The 17,807-nt window shown below is 68.1% G+C and carries 18 protein-coding genes; 3 read left to right on the plus strand and 15 right to left on the minus strand.

All coding sequences use genetic code 11. The features are described 5' to 3' along the window. Positions 1 to 10: 10 nt before the first annotated feature. From A6B37_RS04620 to A6B37_RS04640, 5 genes are all read right to left on the minus strand, one after another. Positions 11 to 2,305 (minus strand): bifunctional (p)ppGpp synthetase/guanosine-3',5'-bis(diphosphate) 3'-pyrophosphohydrolase, encoded by a 2,295-nt coding sequence (locus A6B37_RS04620; protein WP_111825041.1) that lies wholly within the window; start codon positions 2,303 to 2,305, stop codon positions 11 to 13. Positions 2,306 to 2,327: 22 nt separating this feature from the next. Continuing rightward, positions 2,328 to 2,531, minus strand: a complete 204-nt coding sequence (gene rpoZ / locus A6B37_RS04625) for a DNA-directed RNA polymerase subunit omega (RefSeq protein WP_102771334.1) — start codon at positions 2,529 to 2,531, stop codon at positions 2,328 to 2,330. Between the two features lie 44 nt (positions 2,532 to 2,575). Further along, positions 2,576 to 3,208, minus strand: coding sequence for a guanylate kinase (gene gmk / locus A6B37_RS04630; RefSeq protein WP_168202110.1), 633 nt, complete (start codon positions 3,206 to 3,208; stop codon positions 2,576 to 2,578). Positions 3,209 to 3,304: 96 nt separating this feature from the next. Beyond that, positions 3,305 to 4,225 carry a c-type cytochrome gene (locus tag A6B37_RS04635; RefSeq protein WP_111825042.1) on the minus strand — a complete coding sequence of 307 codons (921 nt, stop codon included), beginning with the start codon at positions 4,223 to 4,225 and terminating at the stop codon, positions 3,305 to 3,307. After that, positions 4,222 to 4,911, minus strand: a complete 690-nt coding sequence (locus tag A6B37_RS04640) for a c-type cytochrome (protein ID WP_111825043.1) — start codon at positions 4,909 to 4,911, stop codon at positions 4,222 to 4,224. The genes A6B37_RS04635 and A6B37_RS04640 overlap by 4 nt, the downstream gene beginning before the upstream one ends. Before the next feature lie 198 nt (positions 4,912 to 5,109). Between A6B37_RS04640 and A6B37_RS04645 the strand changes: the two genes are divergently transcribed. After that, a complete protein-coding gene (locus tag A6B37_RS04645) occupies positions 5,110 to 5,880 on the plus strand; it encodes an SDR family oxidoreductase (RefSeq protein ID WP_102771330.1) in 771 nt (256 codons plus the stop codon). Positions 5,881 to 5,920: 40 nt separating this feature from the next. Here A6B37_RS04645 and A6B37_RS04650 read toward each other — a convergent pair whose 3' ends face one another. After that, the gene (locus A6B37_RS04650; RefSeq protein ID WP_102771329.1) at positions 5,921 to 6,520 is read right to left on the minus strand and encodes a C40 family peptidase; all 600 of its coding nucleotides are present in this window, start codon (positions 6,518 to 6,520) and stop codon (positions 5,921 to 5,923) included. Positions 6,521 to 6,784: 264 nt separating this feature from the next. On the opposite strand from A6B37_RS04650, the gene A6B37_RS04655 reads away from it, so the two are divergent. Continuing rightward, positions 6,785 to 8,281, plus strand: a complete 1,497-nt coding sequence (locus A6B37_RS04655) for an AMP nucleosidase (RefSeq protein WP_111825534.1) — start codon at positions 6,785 to 6,787, stop codon at positions 8,279 to 8,281. Positions 8,282 to 8,438: 157 nt separating this feature from the next. Continuing rightward, entirely contained in the window at positions 8,439 to 9,998 is a 1,560-nt protein-coding gene (locus A6B37_RS04660; RefSeq protein WP_111825044.1) for an amino acid permease, read from the plus strand. Between the two features lie 48 nt (positions 9,999 to 10,046). Here A6B37_RS04660 and A6B37_RS04665 read toward each other — a convergent pair whose 3' ends face one another. The 9 genes from A6B37_RS04665 to A6B37_RS04705 form a co-directional block, all read right to left on the minus strand. Beyond that, positions 10,047 to 10,469, minus strand: coding sequence for a type II toxin-antitoxin system VapC family toxin (locus tag A6B37_RS04665; RefSeq protein ID WP_111825045.1), 423 nt, complete (start codon positions 10,467 to 10,469; stop codon positions 10,047 to 10,049). Next, on the minus strand, positions 10,466 to 10,717 hold the full coding sequence (locus A6B37_RS04670; protein ID WP_102771327.1) for a type II toxin-antitoxin system Phd/YefM family antitoxin: 252 nt from the start codon (positions 10,715 to 10,717) through the stop codon (positions 10,466 to 10,468). Before A6B37_RS04670 ends, A6B37_RS04665 begins: the two co-directional genes overlap by 4 nt. Before the next feature lie 61 nt (positions 10,718 to 10,778). Further along, the gene (locus tag A6B37_RS04675; RefSeq protein WP_111825046.1) at positions 10,779 to 11,129 is read right to left on the minus strand and encodes an L-rhamnose mutarotase; all 351 of its coding nucleotides are present in this window, start codon (positions 11,127 to 11,129) and stop codon (positions 10,779 to 10,781) included. 11 nt (positions 11,130 to 11,140) lie between these two features. After that, positions 11,141 to 11,917, minus strand: coding sequence for an SDR family oxidoreductase (locus A6B37_RS04680; protein ID WP_111825535.1), 777 nt, complete (start codon positions 11,915 to 11,917; stop codon positions 11,141 to 11,143). A 23-nt stretch (positions 11,918 to 11,940) separates the two neighbouring features. Then, a complete protein-coding gene (locus A6B37_RS04685; RefSeq protein WP_111825047.1) occupies positions 11,941 to 12,825 on the minus strand; it encodes an amidohydrolase family protein in 885 nt (294 codons plus the stop codon). A 3-nt stretch (positions 12,826 to 12,828) separates the two neighbouring features. Then, the gene (locus tag A6B37_RS04690) at positions 12,829 to 14,106 is read right to left on the minus strand and encodes an L-fuconate dehydratase (RefSeq protein WP_111825048.1); all 1,278 of its coding nucleotides are present in this window, start codon (positions 14,104 to 14,106) and stop codon (positions 12,829 to 12,831) included. 37 nt (positions 14,107 to 14,143) lie between these two features. Beyond that, entirely contained in the window at positions 14,144 to 15,163 is a 1,020-nt protein-coding gene (locus tag A6B37_RS04695; protein WP_111825049.1) for an ABC transporter permease, read from the minus strand. Between the two features lie 7 nt (positions 15,164 to 15,170). Further along, the gene (locus tag A6B37_RS04700; RefSeq protein WP_111825050.1) at positions 15,171 to 16,685 is read right to left on the minus strand and encodes a sugar ABC transporter ATP-binding protein; all 1,515 of its coding nucleotides are present in this window, start codon (positions 16,683 to 16,685) and stop codon (positions 15,171 to 15,173) included. Continuing rightward, on the minus strand, positions 16,682 to 17,722 hold the full coding sequence (locus A6B37_RS04705; protein WP_111825536.1) for a sugar ABC transporter substrate-binding protein: 1,041 nt from the start codon (positions 17,720 to 17,722) through the stop codon (positions 16,682 to 16,684). The genes A6B37_RS04700 and A6B37_RS04705 overlap by 4 nt, the downstream gene beginning before the upstream one ends. Positions 17,723 to 17,807 lie beyond the last annotated feature (85 nt).

Here is a 17,807-nt window from a genome sequence, read left to right on the forward strand (position 1 = left end):
CGGCCGGCGCCTACCCCTTCACCCGCACGATCTTCTGCACCTGCGGCACGTGGCGGATGGCGCGGATGACCTGCGCCAGGTGCTTGCGGCTGTCGACCTGGATGGTCAGGTGCAGCGACACCGTCGAGACCGCGTCGTCGTGCATGGTGACGTGCATGATGTTGGCGTCGGCCGCGGTGACTTCGGCGGCCAGCCTTCCCAGCACGCCGCGCTCGTTGCGGGTGACGATGTCCAGGCGCGTGGACAGGTGCTTGGCGGTGTGGGCGTCCCAGCCCACGTTGATCCAGCGTTCGGGTTCGCGCAGCCGCTGGCGCAGCGCCACGGGGCAGTCCGCGGTGTGCACCACCAGCCCGTGCCCCATGCGCATGCCGGCGACGATGGGATCGCCCGGCAGCGGGCCGCAGCAGGGCGCCAGTTGCACGGCCTGGCCTTCGTTGCCCTGGATCAGGATGGGCGCGCTGCGCGCCGAGGTCAGTTCGTCCACGGCCGCGGCGGTGGTGGCGACCAGCTGGTGTTCGGGCGCGAAGCGGCGCGCCACGACGGCCGCCAGGCGCTTGCCCAGGCCGATGTCGGCCAGGATTTCCTCCCGGGAGCTGGCGCCGGTGCTGCGTGCCAGTTTCTGCCAGGCCGGGTCGTCGGTGGCCGGCAGCGGCATGCGCAGTTCCTGCATGGCCTGGCCGAGCAGGCGCTCGCCGAAGGCCACCGATTCCTCGTACTTGACGGTGCGCAGGTAGTGGCGGATCTCGGAGCGCGCGCGGCCGGTGCGCACGTAGTTGAGCCACTGCGCATTGGGCCGCGAAGCGGGGGAGGTGACGATCTCCACCGTGTCGCCGCTGTTGAGTTCGGTGCGCAGCGGCACGAACTCGCCGTTGACCTTGGCCGCCACCGCCTGGTTGCCGATGTCGGTGTGGATCGCGTAGGCGAAGTCCACCGGCGTGGCGCCGCGGGGCAGCGAGATGATCTTGCCGCGCGGCGTGAACACATAGACCGCGTCGGGGAACAGGTCGACCTTGACGTGCTCCAGGAATTCGCCGGAGTCGCCGGTCTGGCTCTGGATGTCCAGCAGCGATTGCAGCCACTGGTGGGTGCGCTTCTGCAGGTCGTTGAGCGTCAGGTCGGCGCCCTTGTAGAGCCAGTGCGAGGCCACGCCTTCCTCGGCCACGTGATGCATGTCGCGCGTGCGGAACTGGAATTCCACCGGCGTGCCGTAGGGGCCGACCAGCGTGGTGTGCAGGGACTGGTAGCCGTTGACCTTGGGAATGGCGATGTAGTCCTTGAACTTGCCCGGCACCGGGCGGTAGAGCTGATGCAGCGTGCCCAGCGCCAGATAGCATTCCGGCAGCGTGTGCACGATGACGCGAAAGCCGTAGATGTCGAGCACGTCGGAGAACGACTTCTTCTGGTCGACCATCTTGCGGTAGATGCCGAACAGGGTTTTCTCGCGGCCCGTGACTTCGGCCTCGATGCCGGCGGCGGGCAGGGCGGCGCGCACCGAATCGGCGATCTTGGTGATGACCTCGCGGCGGTTGCCGCGCGCGGCCAGCACCGCCTTGTACAGCACCTGATAGCGGTTCGGGTACATGGCCGCGAAGCACAGGTCCTGCAGTTCGCGAAACAGCAGGTTCAGGCCCAGCCGGTGCGCGATGGGCGCGTAGATGTCCAGGGTTTCGCGGGCGATGCGGCGGCGCTTTTCGGGATTGACCGCGTCCAGCGTGCGCATGTTGTGCAGGCGGTCGGCCAGCTTGATGAGGATGACGCGCACGTCGCGCGCCATCGCCAGCAGCATCTTGCGAAAGCTCTCGGCCTGCTGCTCGGCCTTGGTGGCGAAGTCCAGGCGGTCCAGCTTGGACAGGCCGTCGACCAGTTCCGCGACCTCGGGGCCGAATTTCTCGGCCAGCTCGTGCTTGGCGATGCCCTGGTCTTCCATGACATCGTGCAAGAGCGCCGCGGACAGGGCGTTGGCGTCGAGCTTCCAGCCGGCGCAGATTTCAGTGACCGCGATGGGATGCGAGATGTAGGGCGAGCCGCTGGCGCGGAACTGGCCCAGGTGCGCCTGGTCGGCGAAGCGATAGGCTTCGCGCACGCGCTCCACGTCTTTCTTGTCGAGATAGCTGCCGATGATTTCGGTCAGCGGCGCCAGCGAGGCGACCGGCGAGGCGGTCGCGTCCGCCGCTTCCTGGGCGGCGACGGACGGCGGCGCGGGGAGGTTCTTGGCTTTCTTGCCCGTGCGGCGCCCGAGACGGGAGCCGGCGCGCAGTGCGGCAAGCAGACCAGATGAGGCGTACTTCAGCCCGGGAAAAGCCATGCTTGCCGCCCCCCGAATCGGATCAGGTCGGAACCTTGCGCAGCATTTCCACGCCGGTGAGGCCGCCGGCGATTTCGCGCAGGGCGGTGACCGTGGGCTTGTCTTTGCTGTCCAGGCGCGGGGCATGGCCTTGCGCCAGCTCGCGGGCGCGGTAGGTCGCGGCCAGCGTGAGCTTGAAACGATTGGGGATTTGAGTCAGACAGTCTTCGACGGTAATGCGAGCCATTAGGACACCTGGTGCTGATGGAGGATAGGGAGAATGCTTGCGCTTCAGTGTTCGGCCGGGATGCCGAGTTGCGAGAACAACTGGCTGTGCCGGGCGGCCTGAGACGAAAAACGTAGCCGGGCGGCGCTGACTATTTGAGTCAATTCCGACAAGGCTACGCTAAATTCTTGATTAATAATAACATATTCGCATTCAGGCGCGTGCGCGATTTCGCCGCCGGCGGCCATCAGCCGGCGCGCGATCACTTGCGGTTCGTCCTGGCCGCGCGCCTTCAGCCGGCTTTCGAGTTCGTCGATGGACGGCGGCAGCACGAACACGCCGATCGCGCCCGGAAAGCGCTGGCGGACCTGGCGTGCGCCCTGCCAGTCGATCTCCAGCAGCACGTCGCGTCCGGCGCGGGTGGCTTCGTCGATGCGGTCGCGCGGCGTGCCATAGAAATTGCCATGCACTTCCGCCCATTCCAGCAGGTTGTTGGCTTCGCGCAGGCGCTGGAATTCGGCCGTGGACACGAAGCGGTATTCGCGGCCGTCTTCTTCGCCGGGGCGCGGGGCGCGGGTGGTGCAGGAAATGGAGAGCAGGATGGAAGGGTCTTGCTGCAGCAAGGCCTTGACCAGGCTGGACTTGCCGGCGCCGCTGGGCGCGACGACCATGAAGACGTTTCCGGGGTTGGCGTGCATGAATGTGATCGGGGCGTAATGCTAAGACTGAGAGGATAGCAAATCGCGCGGCGCGGCAGGGCGAAAACCCTGGCCGCGCCGCATATTCCGCGATCCTCAGCCGCCGGTCCTGGCGCCCGCCGCGTTCAGCTTGCCGCCGGGGGCCGGCGCCTCGCTGCCCAGCAGATGGCCGTTGACCTCGATCCCGTACAGCGAATCCTCGCTGTCGTGGTACTTGGCCCGCGTGGCCGCGACCGACTCGGTATAGCGCGGGTCCTGCGGGCGTTCATGCGCGTTCATGAAGTAGGCGACGTCCCAGGCTTCCTGGTCGCTCAGCATGCCGGCCTGTCCCAGCGGCATGTTGGCCTTGATGAAGCCGGCGGCGTTGCCGATCTGGTGCATGCCCGCGCCCCAGTTGAAGGAATCCGGACCCCACAGGGCCGGGAACACCCAGTGCTTGCCGTTCTTCTGGCCCTGGCCCTCGGCGCCGTGGCAGAGCGCGCAATATTGCGCGTAGACCTTGCTGCCGCGCACGTAGTCGGCCTTGCTGGCCGGCGGCGGCAGCTTGCGGTAGCCCTGGCCCTCCAGCTTGACGCCGGTGGGCGCCTTGCTGGCCAGCCAGAACATATAGGTCTGCAGGGCCGTGAGCGTGGGATCGTCGGCCGGCGGCGCCTTGCCGTTCATGCTGAAGCGGAAACAGCCCTGCAGGCGCTCGGCCAGCGTGTTGACGTGACCGTTCTTGGCGCGATAGGCGGGATACAGCACGTAGGCGGCCCACATCGGGGCGGAATCGGGACGGCGGCCGGCGTCCAGGTGGCAGCTGACGCAGTTCAGGTCGTTGCCGACGAACTTGCCGGCCAGTTTCGGCGTGTGCAGGAAGATCTGCTCGCCTTCGCGCACGGCCTTGCCGAACTCGTCGTCGGGCAGGGACGCGGCCGAAGGCGGCGTGAACGAAGGACGCGGCTCGGCGGCCGACAGCGAGGCGGACGCGGCCAGGCCGGCGGCGGCGCAGAGCAGGCGCAGGCGCAGGGCGGTCATTGTTTTGCTCCGGTAGCGGCGGTGGAGGTGGCAGCCTTGGGCAGGCCGGCGTAGTAGGCGGAGACGGCGTCGATTTCGTCTTCCGAGAGGCGGGTCGCCACAGCCGGCATCAGGCCCAGCGGGCCGGGCGGGCGCTGGCCCTGGCGCCAGGCGCGCAATTGTCCGGCGATATAGGCCGCGGGCTGGCCGGCCAGCGCGGGGAAATTCTGGCCCACGCCGATGCCGCCGGGTCCGTGGCACTGGTTGCAGGCGGGCACGTTCTTGTCCCAGGCGCCGCGGGTGGCCAGCCAGGCGCCGGTGTCGGCCGGCCTGGCCGGCTGCATGGCGGTGGCGGCCAGGCGGTCCAGGTCCAGCGGCGAGGGCAGTTCGGCGTAATAGCGCGCCACGGCTTCGCGCTGCGCGGGGTCCAGCGCCTTGGCCGTGGCGGCCATGACCGGGCTGACGCGCGAGCCGTTGGCCATGGCGTCGAGCTGCTCTTGCAGGTAGCTCGCGCCCATGCCGGCCAGCTGCGGGAAGCCGGCGGCCGGATTGCCTTCGCCGCGCGCGCCGTGGCAGGTGATACAGGCCGGCGCGCCGTTGGCGCCCTGCGTGCTGATCTGTTTGCCATCTGGCGCGCCCTGTGCGGCCGCCGAGGCGGCGTACAGTGCGCTCAGCATGAGCGCGCCGGATAAGGACCGTGGGGTCATGAAACCTGCTCCGTAGTGGTGAATCCGGTAATAAGCTAATTCCCCAAAATTATATAAATACTTGTGACGGATCAACACCAAAACGGTCGTTTGATGGCCCAACGCCTGGGGAAACGGTGTTCGGATTGGAACCTTCGCTTGCAGCATCCGGCAGGCGATTCGGGTAGCATCTCGCGGATTGATAACAAGGAGAATCCGATGCAGACGAACGAGATCGATCCCCCGCGCGTAGCCCTAGTGACCGGCGCCGGCACCGGCATAGGACGCGCGGTGGCGCTGGAATTCCTGGCGCAAGGCTATCGGGTCGTGCTGGCCGGACGCCGGCGCGATCCGCTCGAGGCAACCCGCACGGCGGCGGGCGAAGACGGGGTGAGGGCGCTGGTGGTGCCCACGGACGTATCGGACGAACAGGCGGTGCGCGAGCTCTTCGACGCCACGCAGCGGGAATACGGCCGCCTGGACGTGCTGTTCAACAACGCCGGGCGCGGCACGCCGGCCATGCCCATCGAAGAACTGCCGGTGGCGCTGTGGCGCGAGGTGGTCGACACCAACCTGACCGGCATGTTCCTGTGCGCGCAGGCCGCCATCCGCGTGATGAAGGCGCAGAATCCGCGCGGCGGGCGCATCATCAACAACGGCTCGATCTCGGCGCATGCGCCGCGGCCGTTCTCCATCGCCTATACCGCCACCAAGCACGCGGTGACGGGGCTGACCAAGTCGATTTCACTGGATTGCCGGCCGTACAACATCGCCTGCGGCCAGATCGACATCGGCAACGCGGCGACCGACATGACCGAGCGCATGGCCGCCGGCATTCTTCAGGCCGACGGCAGCACCAAGGTCGAGCCGCGCATGGACGTGGCCCATGTGGCCCAGGCGGTGGCGGCCATGGCGCGCCTGCCGCTGGACGCCAACGTGCAGTTCATGACCATCATGGCCACCAACATGCCTTTCGTCGGGCGGGGCTGATACCGGGCGCGGCGCTGCGCCGCGCCTTTGCAGCGACCCGTCAGTTCGAATCGACCTGGGCCAGCATCTGGCCCGGTTTCGTATCCAGGTAGCGCCGCGCGCCGACGTAGCGCTTGGCCCAATAGGAATTCTGCATTTCGTCCACGCGCACCTTGGTGCCGCGGCGCGGCGCATGCACGAACTTGTTCTGGCCGATATAAATGCCCACGTGCGAGGTCACGCCGCGTCCGCGGGTGGCGAAGAACACCAGGTCGCCGGGGCGCAGTTCTTTCTTGTTGCCGACCGACTCGCCGGCGGTGCGCTGGGCGCGCGCGGTGCGCGGCAGTTCCAGGCCGGCGATCTCGCGGAACACATACAGCACCAGCCCGCTGCAATCGAAACCTTCGGCGTCGTCGCCGCCCCAGCTGTAGGGGGTGCCGATGGCGTCCAGGCCGGCCTGCACCACGCGGTCGCGCAGGGTGGGCACGGTGGGTTCCTGGGCCAGGCGCAGGCCGTTGAGGGTCGGGCGGGCTTGTTCGGATCGCAGCGACGCCTGGGCGGCGTCGGGAATCCAGGAGAGCGTCAGGGCGATGATGGGCGCTGACAGGAATACGGGGATGCGGAATCGGGCAGTTCGGGCTTTTCGCGTGGGCGGCGTCATTACGTCACTTCAGGAATCGGAGTGGGCGGCATGGCTTTGCCTGGGCAGGCAAGCCGGCGGAAAGGGGGCGGTTCCGGGACGCATGACCCCGGATTGCCACGATATTGTAATGGAATAAAGTTTCATTACATTTGTAGTGCAATGCAGCATCGTTGTCGGCAGACGTTACCGGCCGCCGCCGTCGGCCGGCGCCGGAATATGACGCTCCCGGACACCCGCGCTCGGGCATAATCGGCGGGATATGCAAGGGAGCAGAACTCGATGATGAACGCAGTACATCCGTTGTCTTCCATGAACCGGCCGGACCCCGTGCCTTTCGAGCCGTTCCAGGATGCCGTGTCGGCGGTCGAGCGGCTGATCGAAATCTACTCGCGCAATACCGCGTTCCTGCGGGCGGCGTTTCACGACGTGCTCCAGGGCGCCGGCAACGGCCGCGCCCGCGTCCGCGCCTGCTATCCCGCCATCCGCATCGTGGTCGAGACCTACGACCCGATCGACACCCGGCTTTCCTACGGCCACGTGGCCGAGCCCGGCATCTACCAGACCACCATCACGCAGCCGGCGCTGTTTCGCGACTACCTGATCGAGCAGGTCGGCCAGCTGCTGCAGAACCACCGCGTGGCGGTGGAAGTGGGCGAATCCGATTCGCCCATCCCGCTGCATTTCGCCTTTCCCGAGGGCGCCTACGTCGAAGGCGAGCACCTGGAGGCGCTGCGCCGGCCGCTGCGCGACCTGTTCGACGTGCCGGACCTGGCCGTGACCGACGACGCCATCGTCAACGGCTCGTGGCGCGGCAAAGAGGGCGAGCCCAAGCCGCTGGCGCCGTTCACCGCCCAGCGCGTGGATTATTCGTTGCACCGCTTGCAGCACTACACCTCGACCGCGCCGGCGCATTTCCAGAATTTCGTGCTGTTCACCAACTACCAGTTCTACGTCGACGAATTCTGCGCGCGCGCCCGCGCGCTCATGGCCAGCGGCAACGAAGACTATGAAATGCTGGTGGAGCCGGGCAACCGCATCACGCGGCGCGGCGAAAGCGGGCCGGGCGACGAGGAGCAGGGCGTGCGGCTGCCGCAGATGCCGGCCTACCACCTGGTGCGCGGCGACCATTCCGGCATCACGCTGGTCAACATCGGCGTGGGCCCGTCCAACGCCAAGACCATCACCGACCACATCGCGGTGCTGCGGCCGCACGCCTGGCTGATGCTGGGCCATTGCGCCGGCCTGCGCGACTCGCAGAAGCTGGGCGACTACGTGCTGGCGCACGGTTACGTGCGCGAAGACCACGTGCTCGACGATGACCTGCCCACCTGGGTGCCGGTGCCGGCGCTGGCCGAAGTGCAGGTGGCGCTGGAGCAGGCGGTGGAAGAGGTGGCCGGGCTGTCGGGCTGGGACCTCAAGCGCATCATGCGCACCGGCACGGTCGCCACCATCGACAACCGCAACTGGGAGCTGCGCGACCACCTCGAACTGGTGGAGCGCTTCGCGCAATCGCGCGCCATCGCGCTGGACATGGAATCCGCCACCATCGCCGCCAACGGCTTTCGCTTCCGCGTGCCGTACGGCACCCTGCTGTGCGTGTCGGACAAGCCGCTGCACGGCGAACTGAAGCTGCCCGGCATGGCCAGCGTCTTCTACCGCCGCCAGGTGAACCAGCACCTGGAAATCGGCATCCGGGCGCTGGAGCGCCTGCGCGGCATGCCGCCCGAACGGCTGCATTCGCGCAAGCTGCGCACCTTCATGGAAACCGCCTTCCAGTAGCTACGCAGCGGGCCACGGCGGCGGCCCGTTGATCCGTCCCCGAAGCACTTTCATTTCGCCAGTCGGGGCCGATTGCGCTATTCTCGCCGGTTGCTTGGAAATCCCCAGGCGCCGGCGCGACCCGCGCGGGCGCCTTCATGACCTGAAGGAATGCATTTTGGCAGCATCGGAACACGATGAACGCCGCGCCGGCGGCTCGCGCGCGACACAGGCCGGGCGGCCGTCGGAGCTGCGCCGCTCCCTGTCCGCGCGGCACCTGACGATGATCGCGGTGGGCGGCTCCATCGGCACCGGCCTGTTCGTGGCCTCGGGCGCCACCATTGCCAAGGCCGGCCCGGGCGGGGCGCTGCTGGGCTATGTGCTGATCGGGCTGATGGTGTATTTCCTGATGACCAGCCTGGGCGAACTGGCCGCCGCCATGCCGGTGTCGGGTTCGTTCTCGACCTACGGCGCGCGCTACGTGGAAGACGGCTTCGGCTTCGCGCTGGGCTGGAACTACTGGTACAACTGGGCGGTGACGGTGGCGGTGGACCTGGTGGCGGCCCAGCTCGTCATGGCGTACTGGTTTCCGGACGTGCCGGGCTTTTACTGGAGCGCCTTGTTCCTGCTGCTGACCTTCGGCCTGAACGCGATGTCGGCGCGCGGCTTCGGCGAAGCGGAATTCTGGTTCGCGCTGATCAAGGTGATCGCGGTGCTGGCCTTCGTGGCCATGGGCGTGATGATGCTGCTGGGCATCATTCGCGGCGGCGAGGCCGGCGGGCTGGAGAACTGGACCGTGGGCGACGCGCCGTTCGCGGGCGGCTTTGCCGCGCTGATCGGCGTGGCCATGGTGGTGGGCTTTTCGTTCCAGGGCACCGAACTGATCGGCATCGCCGCCGGCGAGTCCAAGGACCCGGCGCGCAACCTGCCGCGCGCCGTGCGCCAGGTGTTTTGGCGCATTCTGCTGTTCTACGTGATGGCCATCCTGGTGATCGGCCTGCTCATTCCCTATACCGACCCGCACCTGCTGCGCAACGAGGTCGAGGACATCAGCGTCAGCCCGTTCGCCCTGATCTTCGAACGCGCCGGCCTGCTGGGCGCGGCCTCGGTCATGAACGCCGTGGTGCTGACCTCGGTGCTGTCGGCCGGCAACTCCGGCATGTACGCGGCCACGCGCATGCTCTACAGCCTGGCCCGCGAGGGCAAGGCCCCGCGCATCTTCGGCCGCATCTCGCGCACCGGCGTGCCGCTGTGGGCGCTGCTGGCCACCACGGCCGTCGCCGCGCTGTGCTTCTTCACCTTCCTGTTCAGCCCCAACGCCGTCTACATCTGGCTGCTGAACACCTCGGGCATGACGGGCTTCATCGCCTGGCTGGGCATCGCCATCAGCCACTACCGCTTCCGCCGCGGCTACCTCAAGCAGGGCCACAACCTCGCGGACCTGCCGTACGTGTCGCCGTTCTTCCCGTTCGGCCCGATCTTCGCCTTCGTGCTGTGCCTGGTCATCACGCTGGGCCAGAACTACCAGGCCTTTCTGCAGGACCGGATCGACTGGGGCGGCGTGGTCGCGACCTATATCGGCATCCCGCTGTTCCTGCTGATCTGGGCCGGCTACCGCCTGGCCCGCGGCTCGCGCTTCGTCAGCTACCGCGACATGAAATTCCCGGACGCCCGCGCCCGCAGCGAGTATCTGGACTCGGCCCTGCGCGGCGAGCCGGCGGCGGGGGAGGCGCGCTGAGGCAGGGCGGATCGAACCCGGGCCGGCATGGCCTGGACGCCGCTGTCCTTAGGGATGAGCGGATTCCCACGGATTGATGATATCGAGGCCGTGGTGTTGAAAGTCCCGCTCGTTGCGCGTGACCAGTGTCAGTCTGTGCGTAAATGCGGTGGCCGCAAGCAAACTGTCTATGGCGGGCATCGCCCGCCCGGCCTTGGCCATCAGGCGTCCCCAGCAGTCCGCGACCGCTTCGTCAACGGCCAGCACGCGCCCACTGAAGAATCGGGGCAGCTCGACCTCCAGCCAATCCAGGTAGCGGCGCTTTCGGTCGTCATCCGACATCTGCTCTATGCCTTTGCGCAGCTCCCCCAGCGTCAGTACGGATAGGAACAACGCCGTGGGTGGGCAATTCTCCATCCAGCCGACCACGTTGCCATCCGGTTGTTTCCGGCGCAATTCCGATAGGACATTGGTGTCGATCAGATAGCTCAAAGTCCTTCCTCGCGGGTCAGGCTGCGGTCACGGGAAAAGTCCAGATCTTCGTCTCCGGCCAGCGGAGATCGGCGCATGAAGGCGACGAGAGATTCTCCGGTGCCTGCAAGCTTGTCGTAGTCGGCCCGGGAAAGGACGATCGCCACAGGTCGACCGTGGACGGTAATTTCCTGCGGACCTTGGCTTGCGGCCGCCTTGACGAGTTCGGACAAGCGGGATTTAGCTTCCTGCATTTGCCAGGCATGCATACCTACCTCCTGGTTCTGACTAGACTGGTCAGATTTTAACGGCTATCCCCGAGTGCGCCAATCAAGTGGCGAGCGGCTGCTCGTCCAGATTGAAAATGCGCCGCATCGGCGTCCATTTCTCCCCAGGAGGCGTCCACGGCGTCGGCGCCTGGAAGGTCCACATCAGCGCTTCCCATTCCCGCAGCCGGGCGTCGGTCTTGGCGGACCGCGCCATGGTCTCGGGGTCGTATACGGCGTCGTCGGTGTCCATCACCATCACCATGCGGGTGCCCAGGCGGTAGATCTCCATACCCAGCACGCCGTGGCGGCGCAGGTGCGCCGCCACTTCGGGCCAGATGCGGCGGTGGTGGGCTTCGTACTGCGCGATCGATCCGGCGTCGTCGCGCAGGTCCAGCGCGTAGCAATGGCGCATGGCTGTCTCGTTCAGGTCAGGGCGCGGTCCAGGTGGGTGTAGCCGCCGTCGACGAAGAGCCACTGGCCGGTGGTGTGGGACGCGCGGTCCGACAGCAGGAATACGACGGTGTCGGCGATTTCGTCGGACGTGGTCATGCGGCGTTCCAGGGGGATTCTGGACACGATGTCCGCCAGTTTGCGCGGCGGATCGGCGAAGCCGTCCAACCAGCGCCGATACAGTGGGGTCATGACTTCGGCCGGCGCCACGGCGTTGACGCGCACGCCGTGTTGGGCCAACGCCGCGGCCCATTCGCGCGTGAGCGAGAGTTGCGCGCCCTTGGATGCGCAATAGCCGCTGGTGCCGCCCTGGCCGGTCACCGCGGTCTTGGACGAAATATTGACGATGGCGCCGCGGCTTGCCTTCAGGTGGGCGAGGCAGTGGTGGGCCATCACGTAGTAGTGGATCAGGTTCGCTTCCAGCGACCGCACGAAGGCCGCGCGTCCGGCGTCCAGACCCACGCCGTCGTTGACGCCGGCGTTGTTGACCAGCCCATCGATGCGGCCGCATGCGGCGGCGGCCTGTTCGACCGCGTCGAGGCAGGCCGCCTCGTCGGTCAGGTCGAACAGGAAGCAGCGCGCCTTCGGCTGCAGGCCCAGCAGCTCGCGTTCGAATGCGCGCGTCATCGGGCGCTTGCCGCAGATCAGCGGAATCGCGCCTTCTTGCGCCAGGCGCAGCGATATCGCCGCGCCGATGCCGCTGGCGCCGCCGGTGACGAAGATGGTCTTGTCTTGCAGGTGCAGGTCCATGGAAGCCTCGTTCTTCGGAAATGTCAGGTCAGGCCGTAGCACGCCGCGGCGGCGCCGCCCCATAGCGCGGCCCGTTCGTCGGCCGACAGGCGGTCGCGCGCCCAGTCCCGCACGATTTGGTGGACCTCGCCATAGGCGCCGGCAAGCAGGCAGACCGGCCAGTCCGAGCCGTATATCAGCCGGCGCGGTCCGAAGACGCGCAAGGCGGCGTCCAGGCAGCGGATGATTTCGGCCCTGTCCGTGGCTTGCAGGCCGCGCCGCCAGTCGGCCTCGGTGACCAGGCCGGACAGCTTGCACGCGACGTGCGCCATGTCCCGGAACTTGTCTAGCGAGGCGCGCCAGCGGGCATGGGCGCCGGCGTCCGAGGCCATGGCCGCCAGGGGCGGCTTGCCCAGGTGGTCCAGCACCAGCCAGTGCGCGTCATGCCGGGCGCAAAAGGCCGCGGCGGCGTCCATCTGAGGGCTGCGCACCAGCACGTCATAGGCATGGCCCCGGGCCTGCAGCAACGCGATGCCGCGCCGCACCGCCGGCGAGGCCAGAAAGGCGTCGGCATCGGGCTCGTCCTGCACCTGATGCCGCAGGCCGCAAAGGCGCGGCATGCCGCGCCAGGCTTCCAATTGCGCCTCCAGGTCGCCGCCGGCCAGGTCCGCCCAGCCGACCACGCCGCGTATCCAGCCGTGCCGGCGCGCCAGTTCCAGCAGGAAATCGGTTTCGGCGATGCTGCCGCGCGCCTGCACCGCCACGACGCCGTCCAGCCCGGCCGCCTGCAAGGCGGGCAGCAGGTCGGCCGGGTTTCTGTCCTGCCTGAGCGCGGGCATGTCGGCGCCGATCCAGGGATAGTCTTCGGCCGAGTAGTGCCAGAAATGCACGTGCGCGTCGATGCGCGGCGGGACGGCGGGCGTGGCCATGGTTCAGGGACGGTGCCGGTACCGCTCCAGCGATTCGGGCTTCATCTCGATCGAGAAACCGGGGGCGCGCGGCGGCATATAGGCGGCATTGCGTATGACGCAGGGGTCGATGAAGTGCTCGTGCAGATGGTCCACGTATTCGGTCACGCGGCCGGCGCGCGTCCCGCTGACGCAGACATAGTCGATCATGGACAGGTGCTGCACGTACTCGCACAGCCCCACGCCGCCGGCATGGGGGCACACCGGCAGGCCGTACTTGGCGGCCAGCAGCAGCACCAGCAGCACTTCGTTGACGCCGCCCAGCCGGCATGCGTCGACCTGCACGATGTCGATGGCGCCCCGCATGATCATCTGCTTGAACAGGATGCGGTTCTGGCACATCTCGCCGCTGGCGACCTTGATGGGCGCGACGCCCAGCTTCACGGCTCGGTGGCCTTCCACGTCGTCGGGGCTGGTGGGCTCCTCGATGAACCAGGGCTTGGCGAAGGCCAGCTGGCGCACCCAGTCTATGGCCTGGCCGACTTCCCATACCTGGTTGGCGTCGAGCATCAGGTGCCGGTGCGGCCCCAACGCCTCGCGGGCGATCGTCACGCGCCGGATGTCGGCGTGCAGATCGCGGCCCACCTTGAGCTTGATGTGATTGAAGCCGCTGGCCAGGGCTTCATGGCACAGGCGCCGCAGCTTGGCGTCGTCATAGCCCAGCCAGCCGGCCGAGGTGGTGTAGCAGGGATAGCCCTCGCGTTCCAGCGTGCGTATGCGCTGCGTCTTGCCGGCCGCCTGCCGGCGCAGCAGGACCAGCGCCTCCTGCTGCGTGATGCCGTCGGTCATGTAGCGGAAATCCAGGGCGCGCACGAACGCCTCGGGCGAGAGATCCGCGACCAGGCGCCACAGCGGCTTGCCCTCGGCCTTGGCCCACAGGTCCCAGGCCGCGTTGACCACCGCCGCGGTGGCCAGGTGGATCGCGCCCTTGTCCGGACCGATCCAGCGCAGCTGGCTGTCCGAGGTGACGTGGCGCCAGAAACCGCCCATGTCGGCGCGTATCGAGTCCAGGCTCAGGCCTTCCACCAGGTGCCGCAGGGCCTTGATCGCGGCGCAGCAGATTTCGTTGCCGCGGCCGATGGTGAAGGTGAGCCCGTGGCCTTCGAGCCCGGGCTGGTCGGTCTCCAGGATCACGTAGGCCGCGGAATAGTCCGGATCGGGATTCATCGCGTCCGAGCCGTCCAGCTGGCGGGAGGTCGGAAAACGCAGGTCCAGCACACGCATGGATCGGATTCTGGTCATGGTCGCCCCATGGGGAAGTTGCGCAAGCGGTCGTGGGTCATTGCTGGTTTTCGCCCGTGAGCTTGGCCACCATCAGCGCGCCCAGGATGATGGCGCCGTAGATGGCCTGGATCCAGAATGACGGCACCTGGGCCAGCGTCAGCAGGTTCTGCACCATGCCCAGCAGCAGCACCCCGCACAGCGCGCCGAACATGCCGCCCTTGCCGCCGTCCAGCGATACGCCGCCGATGACCGCCGCGGCGAAGACGGTGAAGATCATGCCGTTGCCCTGGTTGGCGTTGATGGCGCCCACATAGCCGGTCAGGATCAGTCCGCCCAGGGCGGCCAGCGTTCCGGCCAGCGTGAAGACGCCCCAGGTGACGCGGTCCACGTTGATGCCCGCCGCGCGCGCCGCCGGCGCGTTGCCGCCGATCGCGTACACGGCGCGTCCCAGACGGTGGTAGCGCAGCATGACGCCGGCCGCCGCGAAAACCAATGCCGCCAGCCACACCGACCAGGGCAGGCCCAGCAGCGTAGAGGAAGCCAGCGCGAAAAACGGCTGCGGCATGTCGAACAGCGTGCTGCCGCGGGTCGCGCCCACGAGCATGCCGCGCAGCACGATCAGCATCGCCAGCGTGACGATGAAGGCGTTGAGCCGCAGCTTGACCACGAGCAGGCCGTTGAGCAGGCCGACGCAGGCGCCGGTCAGCAGCGTCGCCGCCAGGCCCGCCGCGACCGGCAGCTCCGTGCCGAAGCCGCCCGCGGCCGCGGGGATGACCAGCATCGCGCCCATGGCCGGCGCGAAGCCGACGGTGGACTCGACGGACAGGTCGAACTTGCCGGTCAGGATGATCAGGGTTTCGGCCACCACCACCAGCGCCAGCGCGGCCGAGGCGCCCAGGATGCCGATCAGGTTGTCGCGCGTCAGGAAGCTGGGGCTGACCAGCGCGCCCAGCACGAACAGGATGACCAGGGCCGGAATCAGGGCGAAGTCGCGCAGCCGTCCCAGGCCGGGCCGGCCGCCCAGGCGCCTGCCCGTGGCGTGGATCGTCGGCTCGGGGCTGGCGTGCGCCGCCATGGCGGAATCAGTTTTCATGCAGGCTGACTCCTTCGATGCGGGCGATCAGTTCGCTGTCGTTCCAGCCGGCCGCGAATTCGGCCGTGACCTTGCCGCGCGTCATCACCAGCACGCGGTCGCAGATGCGCAGGTCGTCGAGCTCGCTGCTCGACAGCAGGATGGCCTTGCCTTCCTGCCTGACCGCGTCCACCGCGGCCAGCAGGGCTTCCTTGGACTTGATGTCCACGCCGACCGTGGGGTCGATCAGCACCAGCACGTCCGGCGTATTGGCCAGCGCGCGCGCCATGACGACCTTCTGCTGGTTGCCGCCCGACAGGCCCGAAACGATCTGCCCGGGGCCGCTGGCCGCGATGTCCAGCGCATCGATCGCCGCCTGGGCCGACTGCCGCTTGCGGCGCGGGCAAATGAAGCCGAACCGGCCCAGCCGGCCGGGGATGGTCATGGTTGCGTTCTCGCCGACCGACTGCGTCAGCACCAGGCCTTCCTGGTGACGGTCCCGGGGCACGCAGCCCACGCCGCGCGCCAGCGCCGCCGCCACGTTTCCCGGCGGCAGGGCTTCGTCACGCACCGTGATCGTGCCGCCGGCCGCGCGCCGGAGACCGGCGACCGTCTCGGCCACGCCGCTGCGGCCGCTGCTGGCGCTGCCGACCAGGCCCACGATTTCCTTGCTGCGCACCTGCAGGCTGACGTTGGCGAAGTCGGCGCCGTGCAGGCCGCGCACGTCCAGCACCACGGGCGAGCGGAGCTGGCGCGGGCGTCCGGCCGCGTCCGGAATCTGCAGGCCGCCGCGTTCGCCCGTCATCGCTTCGATCAGCGTTTCCTTGGGCAGCTCGGCCACCGGCAGGGTCAGGATATGGCGCGCGTCGCGCAGCACCGTCGCGGTCTGGCAGATCTCGTAGGTTTCCTGCAGATGGTGCGAGATGAACAGAAAGGTGACGCCGCCGTCCTGCAGGTCGCGTATGCGGCGGAACAGGCGCTTGATTTCCTCGCCGTCCAGCTGGGCCGTGGGCTCGTCCAGGATGATGAAGCGCGCGCCATGCGACAGCGCGCACGCGATCTCGACCAGTTGGCGCGCCTCGACGCTCAGGTCGCCGGCCCGCGTGTCTTCGTGCACATCTATCTGCCAGGCGTCGAGCAGGGCGCGCGCCTGGCGGCGCAGCGCCTTCCAGTCGATCAGGCCGCCGCGCAGCGGCTGGCGGTTGATGAAGAGGTTTTCGGCGACGCTCAGGCCTTTGATGATGGTCGAGTGCTGGTACACGCAGGCGACCTGCCGGCGCCACGCGATGCTGTCGGCCAGCGGCGGAGCCGGCTGCCCGTTGAAGGCGATGGCGCCGGCGTCGGGCCGGCGCAGGCCGGTCAGCATGGAGACCAGCGTCGACTTGCCGGCTCCGTTGCGTCCGAGCAGCGCGTGCGATTCGCCGGGCATCACGGTCAGGCTCACGTCGCGCAGCGCGTACGTGGCGCCGAACCGTTTCGACAGCCCGCGTGCCTGCATCACGGGCGTCGGCTGCCGCGCGCTCATTGCTGGTTGGCCCACAGCGACTGGTCGTCGACGTTCTGCCGGGTCACCAAGGGCGCGGGAAGCTGGTCTTCAAGCACCCCGGGCAGGACTTCGACCACCACGCTGCCGTGGTCGGTCGGACCGGGCTTGAACGCCTGGCCCGCCATCGCGGCCTTGACGTAATAGAGCCCGAATTTGGCGTACAGGTCGGCCGGCTGCGACAGGGTGGCGTCGATATGGCCCTTGCGGATCGCGTCGTACTCCTGCGCGATGCCGTCGTTGCTGACGATGACGATATGCCTGGCGTCGCCGGCCGGATGCAGCAGACCCTTGCGCCGCAAGGTCTGCAGGGTCGGCGCCAGGTACACGCCGCCGGCGTGCATGTAGATGCCCTTCAGGTCCGGATTGGCCGACAGCAGGCTGTCCAGGGCCGCGGCGGCCGAGTCGGACTTCCAGCCAGCGGGGATCTCCAGCACCGTCAGGGCAGGGTAGTCTTTCATGCAGGCGCGGAAGGCTTCGGCGCGGTCGCGTCCGTTGACCGAGGCCAGGTCGCCCATGATCTGCACCACCTTGCCCGATTTCACGTGCTCGCCCAGGTATTGGCAGGACTTGGTGCCATAGGCGCGGTTGTCCGCGCGCACCACGATGGCCACCTTGCCCCTGGTGGGAGCCACGTCCACGGCGACGACGGGCACGTTCTTCTGTTCCGCCAGCTCGAGCGCGCGGCTGATGGCGGCCGAATCCAGCGGCGCGACCACCAGCCCCTTGGCGCCGAGATTGAGCAGGTTGGAGACGTCGGTGATCTGCTGGGCCGGGTCCTGGTTGGAATTGACCGGCGCCAGGATGTCGGCCTCGAGCTGCTTGGCGAACTGCAGGACGTAGCCGTTGTACGCCTGCCAGAACGGCGAGGTCAGCATCGGCAGGTTGACGCCGATCCTGTCCGCGGCCGCGGCGTGCGCGATGCCTGCGGCGGGCGCGGCCAATGCGATGGCCAGTATCAGTCGTTGGAGAAAACGCGGGCGCGGCGCCCGCGCCGGGATGGCGCGCAATGCTTTCATGATCTGGTCTCCGCAGATGCCGCCGTTGTCGCAGGGGATGCGTAGCAAGCGCCGTGATCCAGCGGCCAGTCACAGCTTTATTTGC

The sequence above is a fragment of the Achromobacter sp. HZ01 genome (assembly GCF_003267925.1).
In the GTDB taxonomy this organism is placed as follows: Bacteria; Pseudomonadota; Gammaproteobacteria; order Burkholderiales; family Burkholderiaceae_B; genus Achromobacter; species Achromobacter pulmonis_A.